Origin of the sequence: Streptomyces sp. BK79, assembly GCF_044142145.1 — a bacterium.
Classification (GTDB): Bacteria; Actinomycetota; Actinomycetes; order Streptomycetales; family Streptomycetaceae; genus Streptomyces.
Genome location: NZ_JBHVOC010000006.1, coordinates 188,808 through 206,927 on the forward strand (window position 1 = coordinate 188,808; position 18,120 = coordinate 206,927).

The 18,120-nt window shown below is 73.7% G+C and carries 15 protein-coding genes; 9 read left to right on the plus strand and 6 right to left on the minus strand.

Translation table 11 applies throughout. From position 1 onward, the window contains the following. The first annotated feature begins 11 nt into the window (after positions 1–11). From ACFIF2_RS09630 to sucD, 3 genes are all read left to right on the plus strand, one after another. On the plus strand, positions 12–1,130 hold the full coding sequence (locus ACFIF2_RS09630) for a hypothetical protein (RefSeq protein WP_395572104.1): 1,119 nt from the start codon (positions 12–14) through the stop codon (positions 1,128–1,130). A 539-nt stretch (positions 1,131–1,669) separates the two neighbouring features. Continuing rightward, a complete protein-coding gene (sucC, locus tag ACFIF2_RS09635) occupies positions 1,670–2,851 on the plus strand; it encodes an ADP-forming succinate--CoA ligase subunit beta (RefSeq protein WP_395572105.1) in 1,182 nt (393 codons plus the stop codon). 28 nt (positions 2,852–2,879) lie between these two features. Beyond that, positions 2,880–3,764 (plus strand): succinate--CoA ligase subunit alpha, encoded by an 885-nt coding sequence (gene sucD, locus ACFIF2_RS09640; RefSeq protein WP_219184216.1) that lies wholly within the window; start codon positions 2,880–2,882, stop codon positions 3,762–3,764. A 126-nt stretch (positions 3,765–3,890) separates the two neighbouring features. Here the strand turns inward: sucD and ACFIF2_RS09645 are convergent, their stop codons facing one another. Further along, on the minus strand, positions 3,891–5,246 hold the full coding sequence (locus tag ACFIF2_RS09645; protein ID WP_395572106.1) for a helix-turn-helix domain-containing protein: 1,356 nt from the start codon (positions 5,244–5,246) through the stop codon (positions 3,891–3,893). 96 nt (positions 5,247–5,342) lie between these two features. On the opposite strand from ACFIF2_RS09645, the gene ACFIF2_RS09650 reads away from it, so the two are divergent. Continuing rightward, positions 5,343–7,157, plus strand: a complete 1,815-nt coding sequence (locus ACFIF2_RS09650) for a DUF6350 family protein (RefSeq protein ID WP_395572107.1) — start codon at positions 5,343–5,345, stop codon at positions 7,155–7,157. Positions 7,158–7,287: 130 nt separating this feature from the next. Here the strand turns inward: ACFIF2_RS09650 and ACFIF2_RS09655 are convergent, their stop codons facing one another. After that, positions 7,288–8,211 (minus strand): hypothetical protein, encoded by a 924-nt coding sequence (locus tag ACFIF2_RS09655; RefSeq protein ID WP_395572108.1) that lies wholly within the window; start codon positions 8,209–8,211, stop codon positions 7,288–7,290. A gap of 336 nt (positions 8,212–8,547) precedes the next feature. Between ACFIF2_RS09655 and purN the strand changes: the two genes are divergently transcribed. Further along, positions 8,548–9,186, plus strand: coding sequence for a phosphoribosylglycinamide formyltransferase (purN, locus tag ACFIF2_RS09660; RefSeq protein WP_395572109.1), 639 nt, complete (start codon positions 8,548–8,550; stop codon positions 9,184–9,186). Further along, a complete protein-coding gene (gene purH, locus ACFIF2_RS09665; RefSeq protein ID WP_395572110.1) occupies positions 9,183–10,754 on the plus strand; it encodes a bifunctional phosphoribosylaminoimidazolecarboxamide formyltransferase/IMP cyclohydrolase in 1,572 nt (523 codons plus the stop codon). The genes purN and purH overlap by 4 nt, the downstream gene beginning before the upstream one ends. A gap of 60 nt (positions 10,755–10,814) precedes the next feature. Here the strand turns inward: purH and ACFIF2_RS09670 are convergent, their stop codons facing one another. From ACFIF2_RS09670 to ACFIF2_RS09685, 4 genes are all read right to left on the minus strand, one after another. Then, positions 10,815–11,282: a hypothetical protein gene (locus ACFIF2_RS09670; RefSeq protein ID WP_395572111.1), complete on the minus strand. Its 468-nt coding sequence runs from the start codon at positions 11,280–11,282 to the stop codon at positions 10,815–10,817. A 96-nt stretch (positions 11,283–11,378) separates the two neighbouring features. Further along, positions 11,379–13,022 (minus strand): protein kinase, encoded by a 1,644-nt coding sequence (locus ACFIF2_RS09675; protein WP_395572112.1) that lies wholly within the window; start codon positions 13,020–13,022, stop codon positions 11,379–11,381. Beyond that, the gene (locus tag ACFIF2_RS09680) at positions 13,019–13,765 is read right to left on the minus strand and encodes an FHA domain-containing protein (protein ID WP_395572113.1); all 747 of its coding nucleotides are present in this window, start codon (positions 13,763–13,765) and stop codon (positions 13,019–13,021) included. Before ACFIF2_RS09680 ends, ACFIF2_RS09675 begins: the two co-directional genes overlap by 4 nt. A gap of 157 nt (positions 13,766–13,922) precedes the next feature. Continuing rightward, positions 13,923–14,519 carry a hypothetical protein gene (locus ACFIF2_RS09685; protein ID WP_395572114.1) on the minus strand — a complete coding sequence of 199 codons (597 nt, stop codon included), beginning with the start codon at positions 14,517–14,519 and terminating at the stop codon, positions 13,923–13,925. A gap of 226 nt (positions 14,520–14,745) precedes the next feature. Here ACFIF2_RS09685 and ACFIF2_RS09690 point away from each other — a divergent pair, with 226 nt between their 5' ends. From ACFIF2_RS09690 to ACFIF2_RS09700, 3 genes are all read left to right on the plus strand, one after another. After that, complete coding sequence (locus ACFIF2_RS09690) at positions 14,746–15,600, plus strand: bifunctional methylenetetrahydrofolate dehydrogenase/methenyltetrahydrofolate cyclohydrolase (RefSeq protein WP_395572115.1); 855 nt, start codon at positions 14,746–14,748, stop codon at positions 15,598–15,600. Further along, positions 15,590–16,075: a DUF3017 domain-containing protein gene (locus ACFIF2_RS09695; protein ID WP_395572116.1), complete on the plus strand. Its 486-nt coding sequence runs from the start codon at positions 15,590–15,592 to the stop codon at positions 16,073–16,075. The genes ACFIF2_RS09690 and ACFIF2_RS09695 overlap by 11 nt, the downstream gene beginning before the upstream one ends. A gap of 402 nt (positions 16,076–16,477) precedes the next feature. Next, entirely contained in the window at positions 16,478–17,761 is a 1,284-nt protein-coding gene (locus ACFIF2_RS09700; protein WP_395572117.1) for a DUF2690 domain-containing protein, read from the plus strand. Positions 17,762–18,120: the final 359 nt, after the last annotated feature.

Sequence of the window (18,120 nt, forward strand, 5' to 3'; positions counted from 1 at the left end):
CTGACGTACCCATGAACAAGAACATCCGCCGTTCCCTCGTCATCGCCGCCGGCGTCACCGGCGCCTGGGCGCTGGGCTCCGCCGCGGCCAGTGCCGACGAACTGCCCACGGTCTCCGTGACCACCCCGGACGCCGCGACGGACATGGCGACCGACGCCGCGACGGACAAGGCGACCGACGCCGCGACGGACAAAGTGACCGACGCCGCGGCAACCGCGCTGGGCGCCACCACCGCACCCCCCGTTGCCACCCCGCCCGTCACCCCCGACGAGGACCAGCCCGTCCAGGCCGGCGACGTCGACTACCTCTTCGGTCCCCTTTCCGCCTTCGCGCCGGAGCTGGACGGAGCCCAGCACCGGACCCGGGCCCAGACCCGGGCCGTCGCGGACGAGACGGCCGACGCCGTCGTCCCGCCGGTCGCCGAGCGGGCCGTGGCCGGTGCCGTGCCGGTCGCCGAGGCCGTCGTCGCGGACGTGCGGCCGTACGCCACCGGACTGGCCGGCGAGGTCACCGGAGACACCCGTGACACCGGGGACGCCGTGCTGCCGCCGGTCGCGAACACGGCCGTGGACGGGGCGGTGCCCGTGGCCGGGCAGGCCGTGCGGGACGCGGACGGGCTGGCGCACGGCGTCGTGGGCGACGTGCGCCCCTTCGCGGGCGGTGTCGTGGGCGACGTACCGCCGCTCGCGTACGGGGTGACGGAGCAGGCCGCCCCGTTCGCCGGGGGCATCGTGGGCGAGGTGCCGCCGTTCGCGGAGGGGGTCACCGGAGCCGTGCGCCCGGTGATCGAGACGGTCGTCGACACGGTGCGCCCCCTCACCGAGGGCGTCGGCGACAGCGCCGCCGCGCTGGCGTACGGCGTCGGCGGACACGCGGCGCCGTTCGCCGAGGGCGTCGTCGGTGAGGCCGTCCCGGCCGGGTACGGCGTCGCCGGGCAGGCCGGGTCCCTCGCGCAGGACGTGACCGGCACCGTCCAGGGCGCCCCCCTGGCCGGGCACGCCGTCACGGGTGCGGAGGGGGTCGCCCGGTCGGTCACCCCGGCATACGCGGAGGACCTCCTGAACGACGTGCACGACGTGCACGACGTGCACGGCGCGTACGGCGCGTACGGCAACCCGTACGGGGTCTGACATCCGTCCACCTGGACATCAGGTGGATCACGGGCTTCGCGGGGCGCACGGCCTGTGACGGTCCGGCCGAAAGCCGTCGGCCGCCGTCGGGTCGTAGCCCCGCGGATCGGGCCGGCCCGTCCCCATTGGGGTGGGGACGGGCCGCCCGCCCCCGTGGGGACCGCACCCGCGCTCCCCACGGGGTCGTTCCACGGCCTCACCGGGTCAACCCCACCCGGTGAGGCCCACCTCCGTACCCGCCCCGTACCCGCCCCGTGCCCACCCCCGGCCCACCCCCGGCCCCGTCCCGTACCAGGTGAGCCCCTCACACCCGGCACGCCGTGCCAGTGAGCGCGGCATCATGTGACAGGCATCACCGCTCAGGTGTGACCCACGATTTAGAGACCCTCCGCATGCGGCGATAACCTGCGAGACGGACATGCCGCGCGCTCGGACACCGTGTGCGCCTCCCTTGTGACTCACGGCGGACGTCACGTTGCCCTTCGCGGCACGCCCACGCATCCAACGAACCGCGAGATCACTGATAGGGACGGAAGCGCGTGGACCTGTTCGAGTACCAGGCGAGGGACCTCTTCGCCAAGCACGATGTACCGGTGCTGGCCGGTGAAGTCATCGACACGCCTGAGGCGGCGCGCGAGATCACCGAGCGTCTGGGCGGCAAGTCCGTCGTCAAGGCGCAGGTGAAGGTCGGTGGTCGCGGCAAGGCCGGTGGCGTGAAGCTGGCCGCCTCCGCGGACGAGGCCGTCGCCCGCGCGACGGACATCCTCGGGATGGACATCAAGGGCCACACGGTCCACAAGGTGATGATCGCCGAGACCGCCCCGGAGATCGTCGAGGAGTACTACGTCTCCTTCCTCCTCGACCGTGCCAACCGCACCTTCCTCTCCATCGCCTCCGTCGAGGGCGGCATGGAGATCGAGGAGGTGGCGGCCACCCGTCCGGAGGCCGTCGCCAAGACCCCGATCGACGCGATCGACGGCGTGACGCCCGAGAAGGCGCGCGAGATCGTGGAGGCCGCGAAGTTCCCGGCCGAGGTCGCCGACAAGGTCGCCGACATCCTGGTCAAGCTGTGGGACACCTTCATCAAGGAGGACGCCCTCCTGGTCGAGGTCAACCCGCTGGCCAAGGTCGTCTCCGGCGACGTCATCGCCCTCGACGGCAAGGTGTCGCTGGACGACAACGCGGAGTTCCGTCACCCGGACTTCGAGGAGCTGCACGACAAGGCCGCCGCCAACCCGCTCGAGGCGGCTGCCAAGGAGAAGAACCTCAACTACGTCAAGCTCGACGGCGAGGTCGGCATCATCGGCAACGGCGCGGGTCTCGTCATGAGCACCCTCGACGTCGTCGCGTACGCCGGTGAGAAGCACGGCAACGTCAAGCCCGCCAACTTCCTGGACATCGGTGGCGGTGCCTCCGCCCAGGTCATGGCGAACGGCCTGGAGATCATCCTCGGCGACCCGGACGTCCGCTCCGTGTTCGTCAACGTCTTCGGCGGCATCACCGCCTGCGACGAGGTCGCCAACGGCATCGTCCAGGCGCTGAAGCTCCTCGAGGACCGCGGCGAGAAGGTCGAGAAGCCGCTCGTCGTCCGCCTCGACGGCAACAACGCCGAGCTGGGCCGCAAGATCCTCACCGACGCCAACCACCCGCTGGTCCAGCGCGTCGACACCATGGACGGCGCGGCCGACAAGGCCGCCGAGCTGGCCCACGCCGCCAAGTAAGCACTCAGGACGAGGACACCAACACACCATGGCTATCTGGCTCAACAAGGACAGCAAGGTCATCGTCCAGGGCATGACCGGTGCCACCGGCATGAAGCACACCAAGCTCATGCTGGGTGACGGCACCAACGTCGTGGGCGGCGTCAACCCGCGCAAGGCGGGTCAGTCCGTGGACTTCGACGGCAACGAGGTACCGGTCTTCGGCACCGTCAAGGAGGCCATCGAGAAGACCGGCGCCAACGTCTCCGTCATCTTCGTGCCGGAGAAGTTCACCAAGGACGCCGTCGTCGAGGCCATCGACGCCGAGATCCCGCTGGCCGTCGTGATCACCGAGGGCATCGCGGTGCACGACTCGGCCGCCTTCTGGGCGTACGCCGGCAAGAAGGGCAACAAGACCCGCATCATCGGCCCGAACTGCCCCGGCATCATCACCCCGGGCCAGTCCAACGTCGGCATCATCCCGGGCGACATCACGAAGCCGGGCCGCATCGGCCTGGTCTCGAAGTCCGGCACGCTGACGTACCAGATGATGTACGAGCTGCGCGACATCGGCTTCTCGACCGCCGTCGGCATCGGTGGCGACCCGATCATCGGCACCACGCACATCGACGCGCTCGCCGCGTTCGAGGCCGACCCCGAGACCGACCTGATCGTCATGATCGGCGAGATCGGCGGCGACGCCGAGGAGCGCGCGGCCGAGTACATCTCGAAGAACGTGACCAAGCCGGTCGTCGGCTACGTCGCGGGCTTCACCGCGCCCGAGGGCAAGACCATGGGCCACGCCGGCGCCATCGTCTCCGGTTCGTCCGGCACCGCCCAGGCGAAGAAGGAGGCCCTGGAGGCCGCCGGCGTCAAGGTCGGCAAGACGCCGACCGAGACGGCGAAGCTGGCCCGGGAGATCCTGGCCGGCTGACCGCCTTCCCGCGCCACCCGTACGCCGAGCGGCCCGCCCCCGATGCAGGGGGCGGGCCGCTCGGCGTACGCGCCTCGTCCTCACGGCAGTACGGGACAGCCGTACGGGACGGCCGTACGGGCGACCTCATTCGAGCCGGGGCGTCAGCCGTTCCGGACCGTCCTGCCACTGGTCCCGCAGCTTCTGCCGCAGCTCCAGCTGCTCGTCCGACAGCGACCCCGGCGCCACCCGGGGCGGCACCCCGCGCACCGTCTCCCCGGGAGAGACGGGCGGCTCGTAGTGCGTGGGCGCGGTGCGCAGCGTCAGGGCCGTGGTCCCGATGAGCGCGACCGTGAAGGCGATCGCGGCCCGGGTCAGGATCCGCGCCCGGCGTTCGCTGCCCAGACGCACCGCCGGCGGCCTGGCGGCCCGCAGCCGTTCGGTCGACGCCAGCTCGGCCAGCCTCCGGTGCAGTACCCGCGGGTCGGCCAGTTCGGGCAGGCGGTCGGCGAGGGTCTCACGGGCGTGCAGCAGCCGGTTCGCCGCCGCCGGGGTGCTCGCCTCCGTCTCCGCGGCCGTCTCGGGCAGGTCCAGGCCCACACCGTCGTACAGCACGAGCGTGCGCCGGTGCGGCGGGGGCAGCCTGAGCAGGGTGTTCAGCAGCGTCCGGTCGGCGGGGTCGGCGGGCGGCGGCTCCGGATGCCGGTGGCGCAGCCGGAACCGGTGCCAGGGGGAGAGCGCGTACTCGTACGCCGTCGCCCGCACCCAGCCCACCGGGTCGCGGTCCCGGGCCACCTCGGGCCAGCGCTCCCAGGCGACCTGGAAGGCCCGCTCCACCGACTCCCGCGCCAGCTCGCGGCGGCCGGTCAGCAGATACGTCTGGCGCACCAGGGCGGGCGCGCTGAACTCGTACAGCGCGTCGAAGGCCTGAGCGGGTGTCAGCGCCGCCGGATCGTGCCGCACGCCCAGACCGCCCTCCGACGGCGCCGACTCCGGCGCCGACGCCGACTCCGACGTGGGCTTCGACTTCGACGTGGGCTCCGACTTTGACGCCGGCTCCGATGCCGGGTCCGCGGCCGTTCCCGGTTCTGACGGCGCGTCCGTGGCCGGCCCGGAAGAGGGTTCCCGCGCGGGCGCCGGCTCCCGCCCGGGCAGTGGCTTCGCGGGGAGTACGAGGCTGTCGGCGGCGTCCGTGACGGCGCCCGGCCCGGAGCCGACGGCCACGACGACGGGTACCGGCGTCGCCGGCTCCCCCTCCGGCTCCGGTACGAGGGCCGGTCTCGCCCGTCGTGCCGCCGCCTCCTCCGCCAGGCCGGTCAGCAGTTTCGCGTACGCCTCCCGTTTCCGGCCGCGGGGAGTCGTGCGGCCGCTCTCCCACGCACGCACCGTCTGGCGGCTGACACCCAGCCGCTCCGCGAGCTGAGCCTGCGTCAGCGCGGCGGTCTCACGCAGGCGTCGGCGTGCCTTGGGAGGAGGGAGCGGGGTTGCAGGGCTCCGCGTCACAGGGCGCCCCTTCGTACGAAAAAGTACATAAACATATATTGAGCGACACAGCGGTGCTTCGCCTGTTACGCCGGTAAAGCGCGTGTCGTTGGGAGCATGGCGGGCGTGATCCAGACGACCGCCGGCCGAGCCCCTTTGTCCCTCCTGCGCGACCGATGGCGTGACCGGTGGCGCGACCGGTCGCCCGGCCTGGCCGCCGGCCTCCTGGGCGGCGTGGTCGCGGCGGCCCTCGGACTGGCCTGCTGCGCCGCGCTCGTGACGCTGCTGTGGATCAGTTCGCCCTACCCCGACAGCGGACCCGACGGCGCCCTGCACGTCGCCGCGTCGCTGTGGGTGCTGGCGCACGGCGTCGAACTGGTCCGCGCCGACACGCTCACCGGCACGCCCGCGCCCTTGGGCGTCACCCCTCTGCTGCTGCTCCTGCTGCCGGTGTGGCTGCTGCACCGGGCGGCCCGGGACGCCACGGACCCCGGGGACGGGGTGGGCGTCGCCGTGGGCGCGGGGGCGGGGGTGAAGGCGGGGATCGGCGTCCGTCTGGGCGAGGGCGGGGTGCTCCGGGAGCTGGGGCCGCCGCCCGTCTCCGCGCGCAACGCCTGGGCCGGGGTGGTGGCGGGCTACCTCGCCGTCACCGCGCCCGTCGTGCTCTACGCGGCGGGTGGTGCCCTGCGGCCCTCGTGGTGGTGGGCCGTGGTGTGCCTGCCGCTGGTCGTCATGGGCGCGGCGGGTGCGGGGGTGTGGACGGCCTTCGGCAGGCCGGGCGGGCCGGTGGGCCGGGCGCTGCGTGTCCTGCCCAGGAACCTGCGGGAACTGATGGTGGAGCCGGACGCGCGTCTGGGCGCCGCGACGCGCGCCGCGGGCGCCGGTGCGGCGGCGCTCGTCGGGGGTGGTGCGCTGCTGCTCGCGGTGTCACTGGTGTGGCACGGGGCTGCCGCGCGGGAGGCGTTCCAGCAGCTGACCGAGGGCTGGTCGGGGCGGTTCGCCGTACTACTGCTCTGCCTGGCGCTGGTGCCGAACGCGGCGGTGTGGGCGGCGGCGTACGCCCTCGGTCCCGGTTTCGCGCTCGGCACCGGACACGTCGTGGACCCCTTCTCCTCCGCCCCGGCACCGCTGCTGCCGCCGTTCCCGCTGCTGGCGGCGGTGCCGGACGCGGGCCCGGGTACGCCGCTGCACTGGGCGTCGGGGGCGGTGCCGCTGGTGGCGGGGGTGGTGGTGGGCTGGTTCACGGCACGGGCGGCGACCGCGGACGCGGACGACCCGGAGGCGGAGGCGGAGGCGGCGGGGTCTGGGCGTGGGGCGCCGGGGGGCGAGGCGGGCGCCGGGGTGTGGTCGTGGCGTCGGACGCTGGCCGCCGCGGTGGTGGCCTCGCTGCTGTGCGCGGTGCTCGTCGCCCTGATGGCCGCGTGGGCGGGCGGACCGCTGGGCAGTGCCGCCCTCGCCCGGTTCGGGCCGGTGTGGTGGCAGGCCGGGGGCGCGACGTTGGTGTGGGTCGGGGTGGTGGCGGTGCCGGTGGCGCTGGTCGTGCGGGCCTGGCGGGGGTGGGGGCGAGGGCGAGGGGAGCCGGCGCGGGTGCCGGATCAGGCCGAGGTGCGGGAGGAAGAGGCGGGGGGCGACGGCTCGGGTGGGCGTCGGCGGGGCTGGGTGCCGTCGCCGTTCCGCGGGCGGCGGGAACGGACCGCGGCGGTGGCGGGTGACGGCGAGGCGGACGAGGATGCCGTGCCGTTCGGGCTGTACGACGGGGACGAGGGCGGAGGCGTGGGACTGCGGGGCCGTGACGGGCCCTACCACTTCCTGTCGGTCGACGCCGCCGGTGCCGCCACCGATGCCCGTGCCGAACCCGCCACCGATGCCTCCGATGCCACCGATGCGGGCGAGGGGACGGGCGCGTCCGGGGAGCCGCCTCGGACGCCGTGAGTCCCCGTCCCTGGAGGGCTGCCGCCCCCCCAGACCCCCGCTTCGGCCCTGAACGGGCCACGTCCGTGAAGGCCCCGAACCGCCCCGAACCGCCGCGAACCGCCCCCGAACCGGCCGAACCGGCCCGGGGTCAGCCCTCCGTGCCCAGCAGCTCGCGGAGCTGTTCCGGCAGGTGGCTGTCGCAGGACTGCTTGGCCTCGTTGGTCAGGGCGTCGTTGCGGCAGGTGTAGTAGTCGTTGTAGACCAGCTGCGCGCCGAAGGACGCGGCGACCAGGACGATGGCCAGCGAGGACGTGACCAGGCCGCTGATCGCGGCGGTGCGCTGCGGACGGCCGGTCTGGTCGGCGGGCCGGGCCGGGGTGTCCGGGTCGGCGGCGGCGCGGGGCTTGGCACGCAGGGCGCTGATGCCCCAGTACAGGGCGAGCGCGCCGAGCAGCAGGGCCACGTACGGCCAGGTGAAGAGCGCGAAGAAGAGGGCCCACATGCCGCTCAGCAGGGCGTAGCGGGCACGCCGCTGACCGGGGTCCGTCGCGTCCCAGCGCGGTCCCGAACCACCGCCGCCCTGGCCCTCGGGGCCGGAACCGCCGGGCCGCTCGCCGAAGCCGCCGGAGGAGCGGCCGGGCTGCCGGTCACTCCACTGACCGCCCCACGGGGACCGTCCGCCACCGCCCTGGGGACCGGACGAGCCGGCGGAACCCTGGGAGTCGTGACCGCCCGACGGGTGCCGAGGCTGCCAGGGGCGGTCCGGCGTCCCCTCCGGAGGCGGCGCGAACGGATTGTCCTGCTCGGACTGACCGGCCTGACCGGCCTGACCGGCCTGACCGGCCTGACCGGCCTGACCGGCCTGACCGGCCTGACCGGCCTGACCGGCCTGACCGGACTGCCCAGCCTGCTGGGACTGATCCGAGGCGCCGTCCTGCCCGCCGCCGTTCCTCCGGTCCGAGGGGGAGTCGGGCGGTGAGGAGGGGCGCTCCCGCAGCAACACGGTGCTGCGCTCCCCTGGCTGCGCCGACTGCTGGGGGAGCGTGAGCAGTCGCAGGCTGCGGTCCGGCATCAAGTGAGCGTCTTCCCCTTGGCGATCTGGACGGTGACGAACGGGCGAACTGGTGGGCCCGACCGGTGAACGCGTGGCACGCGGGCCACGTTCCCGGTCCGGTTCCCCGCAGACGCTACCTCCCGGCCACGCCCCCGTCCCGAGGGGGCCGTCCGGTGTGCCGGTATCGTTGCTGACGGTCGGCCGCTTCGTAGACTTCCCCGTATCCCGGGGCGCGAAGCATTCGTACGACCGCACAAACGGATGAACGTACAGAATGCACGGAACACACGGACCGTACAGAACGTACGGAACGTCCGGCCGTGAAGAACCGCTCCCCCGAGAAAGGCCCCCACCGTGGCCGCCAAGCCCGTGGCCCAGCGAGCCAAGCGCCTCGTCGTGCTGGTCTCCGGATCCGGCACCAACCTCCAGGCGCTCCTCGACGAGATCGCCGCCACCGGCGTCGAGTCCTACGGGGCCGAGGTCGTGGCCGTCGGCGCCGACCGCGACGGCATCGAGGGGCTCGCGCGGGCCGAGCGCGCCGGGCTGCCGACCTTCGTCTGCAGGGTCAAGGACCACGGGAGCAGGGACGCGTGGGACGCGGCGCTCGCCGAGGCCGTCGCCGCCCACGAGCCGGACCTCGTCGTCTCGGCCGGGTTCATGAAGATCGTGGGGAAGGAGTTCCTGGCGCGGTTCGGCGGGCGGTTCGTCAACACCCACCCCGCGCTCCTCCCCAGCTTCCCGGGGGCCCACGGGGTGCGGGACGCGCTCGCGTACGGCGCCAGGGTCACCGGCTGCACCGTCCACTTCGTCGACGACGGCGTCGACACCGGACCGATCATCGCGCAGGGCGTGGTGGAGATCCGGGACGAGGACGACGAGAGCGCTCTGCACGAGCGCATCAAGGAAGTCGAGCGAAGGCTGCTCGTCGATGTCGTGGGGCGGCTCGCCCGCAACGGCTATCGCATTGAGGGACGAAAGGTAGTTATCCAGTGACCGCCACCGCCGAGAGCAACAAGCGGGCCATCCGTCGCGCGCTCGTCAGCGTCTACGACAAGACCGGGCTCGAGGACCTCGCCCGCGGGCTCCACGAGGCCGGCGTCGAACTCGTCTCCACCGGCTCCACCGCCGGGCGGATCGCCGCGGCCGGCGTCCCCGTCACCAAGGTCGAGGAGCTGACCGGCTTCCCCGAGTGCCTGGACGGACGCGTCAAGACCCTGCACCCGAAGGTGCACGCCGGCATCCTCGCCGACCTGCGCCTGGACAGCCACCGCGAGCAGCTCGGCGAGCTGGGCGTGGAGCCGTTCGACCTGGTCGTGGTCAACCTCTACCCGTTCCGCGAGACCGTCGCCTCGGGCGCCACCCCCGACGAGTGCGTCGAGCAGATCGACATCGGCGGCCCCTCCATGGTCCGCGCCGCCGCCAAGAACCACCCCTCCGTCGCCGTCGTCACCAGCCCCGCCCGCTACGCCGACGTGCTCTCCGCGGCCAAGGACGGCGGCTTCGACCTCGCCGCCCGCAAGCGCCTGGCCGCCGAGGCCTTCCAGCACACCGCCGCGTACGACGTGGCGGTCGCCTCCTGGTTCGCCTCCGAGTACGCCCCGGTCGACGACTCGCAGTTCCCCGACTTCCTGGGCGCCACGTACGACCGCGCGCACACCCTGCGCTACGGGGAGAACCCGCACCAGCCCGCCGCGCTCTACACCTCCCCCGAGGGGGGCGGCCTCGCCGAGGCCGAGCAGCTGCACGGCAAGGAGATGTCGTACAACAACTACACGGACACGGACGCCGCCCGCCGTGCCGCGTACGACCACGACGAGCCCTGCGTCGCGATCATCAAGCACGCCAACCCGTGCGGCATCGCGGTCGGCGCGGACGTGGCCGAGGCGCACCGCAAGGCGCACGCCTGCGACCCGCTGTCCGCGTTCGGCGGCGTGATCGCGGTCAACCGCCCGGTCTCCAAGGAGATGGCCGAGCAGGTCGCCGAGATCTTCACCGAGGTCATCGTCGCGCCCGACTACGAGGACGGCGCCCTCGAGGCCCTCACCAAGAAGAAGAACATCCGCGTGCTGCGCGCCCCCGAGGCCCCCGCCGCCCCGGTCGAGGTCAGGCCCATCGACGGCGGCGCCCTCCTCCAGGTCACCGACCGCCTCCAGGCCGAGGGCGACGACCCCGCCACCTGGACGCTGGCCACCGGCGAGGCCCTCTCCCCGTCCGACCTGGCCGACCTGGCGTTCGCCTGGAAGGCGTGCCGGGCCGTGAAGTCCAACGCGATCCTCCTCGCCAAGGACGGCGCCTCGGTCGGCGTCGGCATGGGCCAGGTCAACCGGGTGGACTCCGCGAAGCTGGCGGTCGAGCGCGCGGGCGCCGAGCGCGCGCAGGGAGCGTACGCCGCCTCCGACGCGTTCTTCCCCTTCCCCGACGGCCTGGAGATCCTCACCGCGGCCGGCGTGAAGGCCGTGGTCCAGCCGGGCGGTTCGGTCCGTGACGAACAGGTCGTCGAGGCGGCGAAGAAGGCCGGCGTGACGATGTACTTCACGGGGACGCGGCACTTCTTCCACTGAGCCGCACGTACGGGCGGCCCACCGGCCGCCCGTACGCGGGCCCTGTCGGGCGGAAGCGGATCAGCAGGGGCGCAGGGACCAGATCGGGTCCCAGGTGGCCGTGCCCGCCTGGTAGGCCGTGGACGTCCAGCGGACGCTGCCGTCCTGGTTGTAGAACTTGGCGACGGTGCCCCGCGTCTGGTTGTTGGTGAACGGGCCGTCACCGGTCCAGTTGTGGACGTTCCACGTCTGGCACCGGTAGAAGTCGAACTTGGTGCCCTTGACGACCATGCACAGGTGGCCGTAGTCGCAGGCCAGGTCCTGGGCGGCCTTGGTCCGGGGCGCCTCGGTGACGGTCAGGCCCTCGTACTTCACCGCGTCCGCGGTCACCTGGAGCGGCTTCGGCTTGCCGGCCAGCACCTCGTCGGCCGCCCGCTGGAGGGCGGTGACCCGGGTGCCGGCCGGGTCGGCGGCGGTGGCCGCGACCGTGGAGCCGGCGAGAAGGGCCGAGGCCGCGAGGAGCAGCGCGGCGGGCTTGATGATGTTCACTGTGTTCCCCCATGAACGTCGGTGTCGTACCGCCGGAGCGGTGTGCTCACACCGTGCCCGGGGCGCCCGCCGCGCGGTACCTCACACCTCTCAGGGTCACGTCCGCCCGGGAGGCGTGTACTCCTTGAGGTGGTGAGCGACGCGGTCGGCGTAGTCGCGGTACTTCGGGGGAACGCCGCCCGCGTCGTTCACCTTGTCGTACGACGTCCGGTAGGCCACCGCGATCAGCACCCGGCGGTCGCCCGGCAGGCCGGCGTCGAGGCGCGGGGTGATCCAGCACAGGTAGCGGCCCATCGCCGGGATGGACTCGGCGGGCGGGAAGGGAGGTTCGGGGACCTCCTCGCCGGGGGTGCCGTCCTCGTTCATCCACCAGCGCAGCACCTTCGGGGTCCAGCGGGCGATGCCGTACTCGTCCCTGGCGGGGTCGGAGAGGCTCGGATCGAAGTCGCTCTCGACCTTCAGCATGGCCGCGATCAGGGGCGGGCTGACCTCCTCGCGGTCGCAGTCGTGCGCCGTCTCGACGATCAGCAGCCGGTAGGCGGGCGGCACGTCCCGGTCGGTGCGCAGCTCCCCGGCGCCGTAGGAGGCGGCGGAGACGTGCGCGGTGCCGCCGGTGCCCGGCGTGCCGGGGCCCCCGCCGCCGTCGCCGCGGACGCCGATGCCGTACGCGAGCGCGGAGACGCCGATCACGGCCGCCGACGCGGCGAGGACCAGCCGCCGGGAGCGGGCACGGCGCGGCAGGACGGACCGAACGAACCGGACGAACCGGGCGGACCAGATGGGGAAGGCGGACCGGATGGGGGAGACGGACCAGGCGGACCCAGCCGAGCGCGCGGAGCGGGCCGCCGTACCGCCCGTGGCCGCCGCCACGCGTCGTAGCAGCGCGTCCGTGCCGACGCGTTCGGCGTGCGTACGGGTCAGGCACGCCCGCACGATCTCCCGCCACGCCTCCGGCAGCGCGGGTGACAGGCGCAGTTCCTCGGCGCCGCGCGCGTAGGCCGCCCCGGCGTCGCGGCGGGCCGCCGGGGTGCCGCCGGGCAGCGGGAAGGAACCGGTGAGCACGAGGTGGGCGAGGACGCCGAAGGCCCAGACGTCGGCGGACGGGCGGATGCGGCGCCCGCGTTCGCCGATCTCGGACCAGAGCAGCTCGGGCGGGGTGTAGTCGGGCGTGGAGAAGGCGGGGGTGTAGGCGTGGGTGCCCTCCAGCTCGGCGGCCATGTTGAAGTCGGCGAGCCGGACCGAACCGTCCCGCATCAGCAGCACGTTGGCCGGTTTGAGGTCCCCGTGCACCCACCCGGCGCGGTGCAGCTGGGCCAGGCCCTCACCCACCTGGGCGATCAGCGCTGGCCCGTCGGCCGGGCGGGGCGAGGCGGCCAGCAGGGCCGCCAGGGAGCCCTCCGCCCGCTCCAGCACGAGGACGGTGGCGCCGTCGAGGGCGGGGCGGGCCGGATCGTCCACGACGAGGGTCTCGTACATCCGCACCAGCCGGGGCCGCCGCAGCCGGCGGTGCAACGCGACCTCGCGCTCCACGAGTTCGCGCAGGTGGGTGAGTTGCCGGGGCGTGCCCGTACCCGTGGGCAGGAACTTCAGGGCGGCCGTGCGCGGCAGCCCCGCCGCGGCGTCACCGACCCGGCGCCCCTCGTACACGCTGCCGAAGGCGCCCGTCGCGATCGGGGCGCGGACCTCCCAGGCACCGACCCGGTACCCCTTGGGCACCGGGACGGCGTACGGCTCGGTCACCGGGGGACCCGGTGCGGCGGCGCGGTGAGGACCACGAGGTCGTCCTCCCGGACCAGGTCGAAGCGGAGCGCCATGGACACCAGCGACTCCTTCTTGCCGTTGAGCCGCGCACCGGGTTCCGCCGTCTCCGGGCCGGGCTTCAGCCGCAGCTTCACCGCCAGGTAGTCGATGTTCCACTGCACCGACGTGCGCGACGCGGCCGGCCAGTGGGGCCGCAGCCGCTCGACGACCTGCTCGACGGTCGGCAGCGGCGCGTGCGGCGCCCCGCGCAGCCGCGGCTCGCACAGGGCGGCCAGCACCGCGAAGTACCGTTTGGTGCGGTCGACGGAGAAGGCCGGGGCGGTCGGCTCGCCGTCGGCGCCGTCCTCGGCCCGCAGGTAGTCGTGGCGCGGCGCCCACACCTCGACCGGCAGCAGGTCCCCGGCGGCGGGCAGCACGATCCGCGAGAACTCGAACGGCACCGGCGCGTCCAGCCGGCCCGGCGCCACCTTGATGTGCTCGCCGGCGCCCTCCGGGTTCTCCACCACGTACGTCTGATGGGCGGAGAGGTTGCTCAGGGCCCAGAAGGTGCCGTGGGCGGCGATCTCACCGGCTCTGCGGGAGACGCCGTCGTGCCCGATCAGCAGGCCGCCCTCGGGCGCGGACCGCCCGAAGACGAGGCGCTCGCCCGGGGCGAGCCGGAACTGGGTGCGGGTGGCTTCGTCCTCCGTGGTCGGCGGAGGTACCACGATGATGCTGTACAAGGTGCGTCTCCCCGTGCCTGACGGCTACCCACGCCAGACTATGACCGACGCACCAGGGCCGTGTCCCCCTCGTACGGGTGAGACACGGCCCTGTGACGTGATTGGCGAGAAAGCGCTCCGCGGTGCGTCGGTGCGCCGTGCGCCGCGTGCCGGTGCGTCAGTGGCGCGGACGCTGGAACCAGGCCGCGCCGTTCGAGTTGCCGACGAACACGGCGATCAGGATGCCGAGCACCAGGTGGATGATGCCGAAGATGGTGAACGGGTAGAGGGCGATGATCGCGGTGAGGATGCCGAAGACCAGGGCGGTGACGCGCAGGCCGTTGCCGCCGGAGTTGAACTTCGCGGCCAGGAACGCCGCCCACACGCCCCACACCAGGGCGAGCACCGTGATGGCCCACAGCACGCCGGTCGGGTAGTCGGCCAGTTCCTCGAACGCGGGGTCGTCCTTGGCCTGGTCGACGGCGACCGCCGAGATGGCGAACAGGACCGTGCCGATGACCTGGAATCCGACGATCACCCACAGCATGATGCGGGCGGCACCGACGGTGCCCGGCATGGAGGTGGGGGCGCCACCGCCGTAGCCCTGCTGCACGGGCGGCGCGGACGGGTAGCCGTAACCGGGCTGTCCCTGGGGCTGCTGCTGGGGGTAGCCGTAGCCGGGCTGCTGGCCCTGCGGCGGCTGCTGGGGGTGGCCGTAGCCCGGCTGCTGGCCCTGCGGCGGACCGTAGGGGTTGTTCGGGTCGCCGAAACTCATGGCGGGACTTCCTCCGTCGCTGTCACGTGCGGGGACGACGCGTGGCTCGGCTAGGAGGAGGTTCTTCGTAGCGGTTCGTCCCCCCGGTACGGCCCCGCGGCACTGTGCCGCCCCATCGTTCTCGACCGGCGTCCGGCTTGTCCAGCCCGGGTCGCCAGGTGTTGTGCGAGTGCAACAGCACCGGCCGGATTGGAACCGGGGGCCGGTCATCCGCGAGGATGGGGGTATGACCGCCCAGATTCTCGATGGCAAGGCCTCCGCAGCCGCGATCAAGTCCGAACTGACCGCCCGCGTGGCGGCGCTGAAGGAGAAGGGCGTCACGCCCGGCCTCGGCACCGTCCTGGTCGGCGACGACCCCGGCAGCCAGAAGTACGTCGCCGGCAAGCACCGCGACTGCGCCCAGGTGGGCATCGCCTCCATCCAGCGCGAACTGCCCGCCACGGCGACGCAGGAGGAGATCGAGGCGGTCGTCCGCGAGCTGAACGAGGACCCGGCCTGTACCGGCTACATCGTCCAGCTGCCGCTGCCCAAGGGCATCGACGAGAACCGCATCCTGGAGCTGATGGACCCGGACAAGGACGCGGACGGCCTGCACCCCATGAACCTCGGGCGTCTCGTCCTGGGCGAGCCGGCCCCGCTGCCCTGCACCCCCAACGGCATCCTCACCCTGCTGCGCCGCTACGGCGTGGAGATCAAGGGCGCCGAGGTCGTGGTCGTCGGCCGCGGTGTCACCATCGGCCGTCCGATGCCGCTGCTGCTCACCCGGCGCAGCGAGAACGCCACCGTCACCCAGTGCCACACCGGCACCCGTGACCTCGCCGCCCACCTCAAGCGGGCGGACATCGTCGTCGCCGCCGCCGGCTCCCCGCACCTGATCCGCCCGGAGGACGTCAAGCCGGGCGCCGCCGTCCTCGACGTGGGCGTCTCACGCAACGCCGAGGGCAAGATCGTCGGCGACGTCCACCCCGGCGTGGCCGAGGTCGCCGCCTGGATCTCCCCGAACCCCGGCGGCGTCGGTCCCATGACCCGGGCCCAGCTCCTGGTCAACGTGGTGGAGGCGGCGGAGCGCAGTGCCGGCTGACGACACCCGCGCCGAGTCCGGTCAGCGGCCGGAGGACCTCACCGTCCGGGACCCCGTCAGCGCGCCCGACGCCCAGGGCAGGCCGCGGCGGGTCACCCGGCGGTTCCCGCTCTTCACCCGCGACACCGCGCGCCCCGAGGGCGGCGGCCGGGCGGCGGGCGGCGACGCCCCGGCGCCCGCCCGGCAGTGGCCGATCCTCCTCGTGGTCGGCCTGGTGGGGATCGGCCTGCTGCTGACCGCGCTGGACGTCTTCCGCTGGGGGACGCTCCTGATCGGCGCGGCTCTCCTGGTCGGCGCGGCGCTGCGCTGGGTGCTGCCCGACGTCGGCATGCTCGCGGTGCGCTCGCGCTTCACGGACATCACCACGTACGGCGTCCTCGGCCTCGCCATCGTCCTGCTGGCGTTGATGGCCCAGCCGAAGCCATTGCTGGAGATCCCGTTCCTGAAGGACACCCTGCACTTCACGGTGAGCTAGCGGCACTTCACGTGAGCCGGCGAACGGCCCGTCCTCACCCCCGTGGAAGGACGGGCCGCCGCCGGGATCAACCCTCCTGCACGGCGAACGCCCTGTTCAACGCCTGTCAGGGCGCTGTGGCACGGAAGTGACCGTTCCGCTACTCCGCTACGCGAGCCGTGAAAAACGGGGTTCGGTTCCGGGCAGGGGAACGCCGGTGGGACACTGGACCACAGGTCGACGGGCGTGCGACGGTGCATGTTCGCGACCTCTGTGCTCCTGTGCGCCCCCACCCCGGGAACTGAGATCCTGACCGGGCGCATCCCTGTGGGTAGCCAGAACGGGGACTCGGCGCGGGACGCCGCGCGCGAGGACCGAGCGGGGGAACGAACAGCACGTCACCGGGGGGAAGAGGGGGAAGCAATGCCTCGTTGGAAGGCCTTGCCGGATGAACTCGATCCGCAGATCAAGGAGTTCACCAGCCAGTTGCGCCGGCTCGTGGACCGCGGTGATCTGAGCATCGCGTCGGTCGCCGACGCCACGGGCTACAGCAAGACGTCCTGGGAGCGGTATCTGAACGGCCGGCTGCTGGCGCCGAAGGGCGCCATCATCGCCCTGGCCGAGGTGACGGGGACCAACCCCATGCACCTGACCACCATGTGGGAGCTGGCCGAGCGTGCCTGGAGCCGCTCGGAGATGCGCCACGACATGACCATGGAGGCCATCCGGATCTCCCAGGCCCGCGCCGCACTCGGCGAACTGGGCACGCCCGCGGCCAGGTCGGGGGGCGGCAGGAGCAGCCGGGGGAGCGGTTCGGGCCGCCACGGCGCGGGCGCCACGGCCGCACCCGGGATCGCCGGTCCGGCCGGTGTGGCTCCCACCCTGCCGCCGTCGGTCCCCGCGCAGCCCACGGCCGCCGACAGCCCGGACTCGGCCGTCGGCGCGGTCCGGGGCGGCGGTGGGCCCGGCGCCCCCTCCGTCACGTCGTCCGGCGGGGCGAGCGACGGCAACTCGTGGAACCTCGCCGGGTACCGGGGTCCGGCGCCGGCCGGTGACCGCGCCGCGCGTCCCGGCCACCGGACCGGTGCCGGTGAGGTCGCGGGCCACGCGGCACCGCCGGTGTCCGCCGCGCCGGGCGGCCACGGGTCCTCGGGCGGGTACGGGGAGCCCCCGCGCGACGGTTCGCGTGGGCGGAGCGGGTCCTCCGGGGGCGGCAGCAAGCGGATGACGACCTTCGTCGCGGGGGTCGTCGGTGTGCTCGTGGTGATCGCGGGTGCCTTCTTCCTGCTGAACGACGGCGGGGAGAAGGAGAACGAGGGCACCAAGCCCTCGCCCTCGCCGACCGTGAGCAGCGAGGCCGAACTGCCCCCGGGCGTCAAGTGCAGCGGCGACGCCTGCACCGGCGAGGACCCGGAGATCATGGGCTGCGGCGGCGACCTGGTGACCACCGCCGCGACCGCCACCGTCGGCACGGCCGCCGTCGAGGTCCGCTACAGCAAGACCTGCGGCGCCGCGTGGGCCCGGGTCACCCAGGCCGCGCAGGGCGACGAGGTGCAGGTGAGCGCGGGCGGCAAGAACGCGCAGACGGGCCGCGTCGCCGATGCCGCGGACACCGTGGCGTACACGCCGATGGTGGCGGTGAAGTCGGCGGCGGACGCGGAGGCGTGCGTGACGCTGGCGTCGGGCACGAAGGGCTGCACGGAGTGACCGCCGGGCCGGCGCCCGCCCCTCCCGGGCCGGCGCCCGCCCCTCCCGGGCCGGCGCCCGCCCTGGGAGGGCGAGGCCCGGCACCGCAAGAAAATCCGCCCCGGCAGGCATGGCCCGCACAGTCGTGGGCACGCGAAAAGTACCCCCACGGGAGTCCGGCAACGGCACCCCCGAACGGCGGTCGCCTTCGTCCCCCCTCTCCCGGACAGGCGGCCGCCTCTTCATGCCCCCGGCCCCGTCGCCCCGCCCCGCCCGCGCCCCCCCGCACCTCCCGCCCGTGCCCGAGGGCGACCCGGCCACGGTCCTGTGGGCCGGGCCACACCGACCCGGACGTGCCGGACACGTCAGGCGCGATAGCC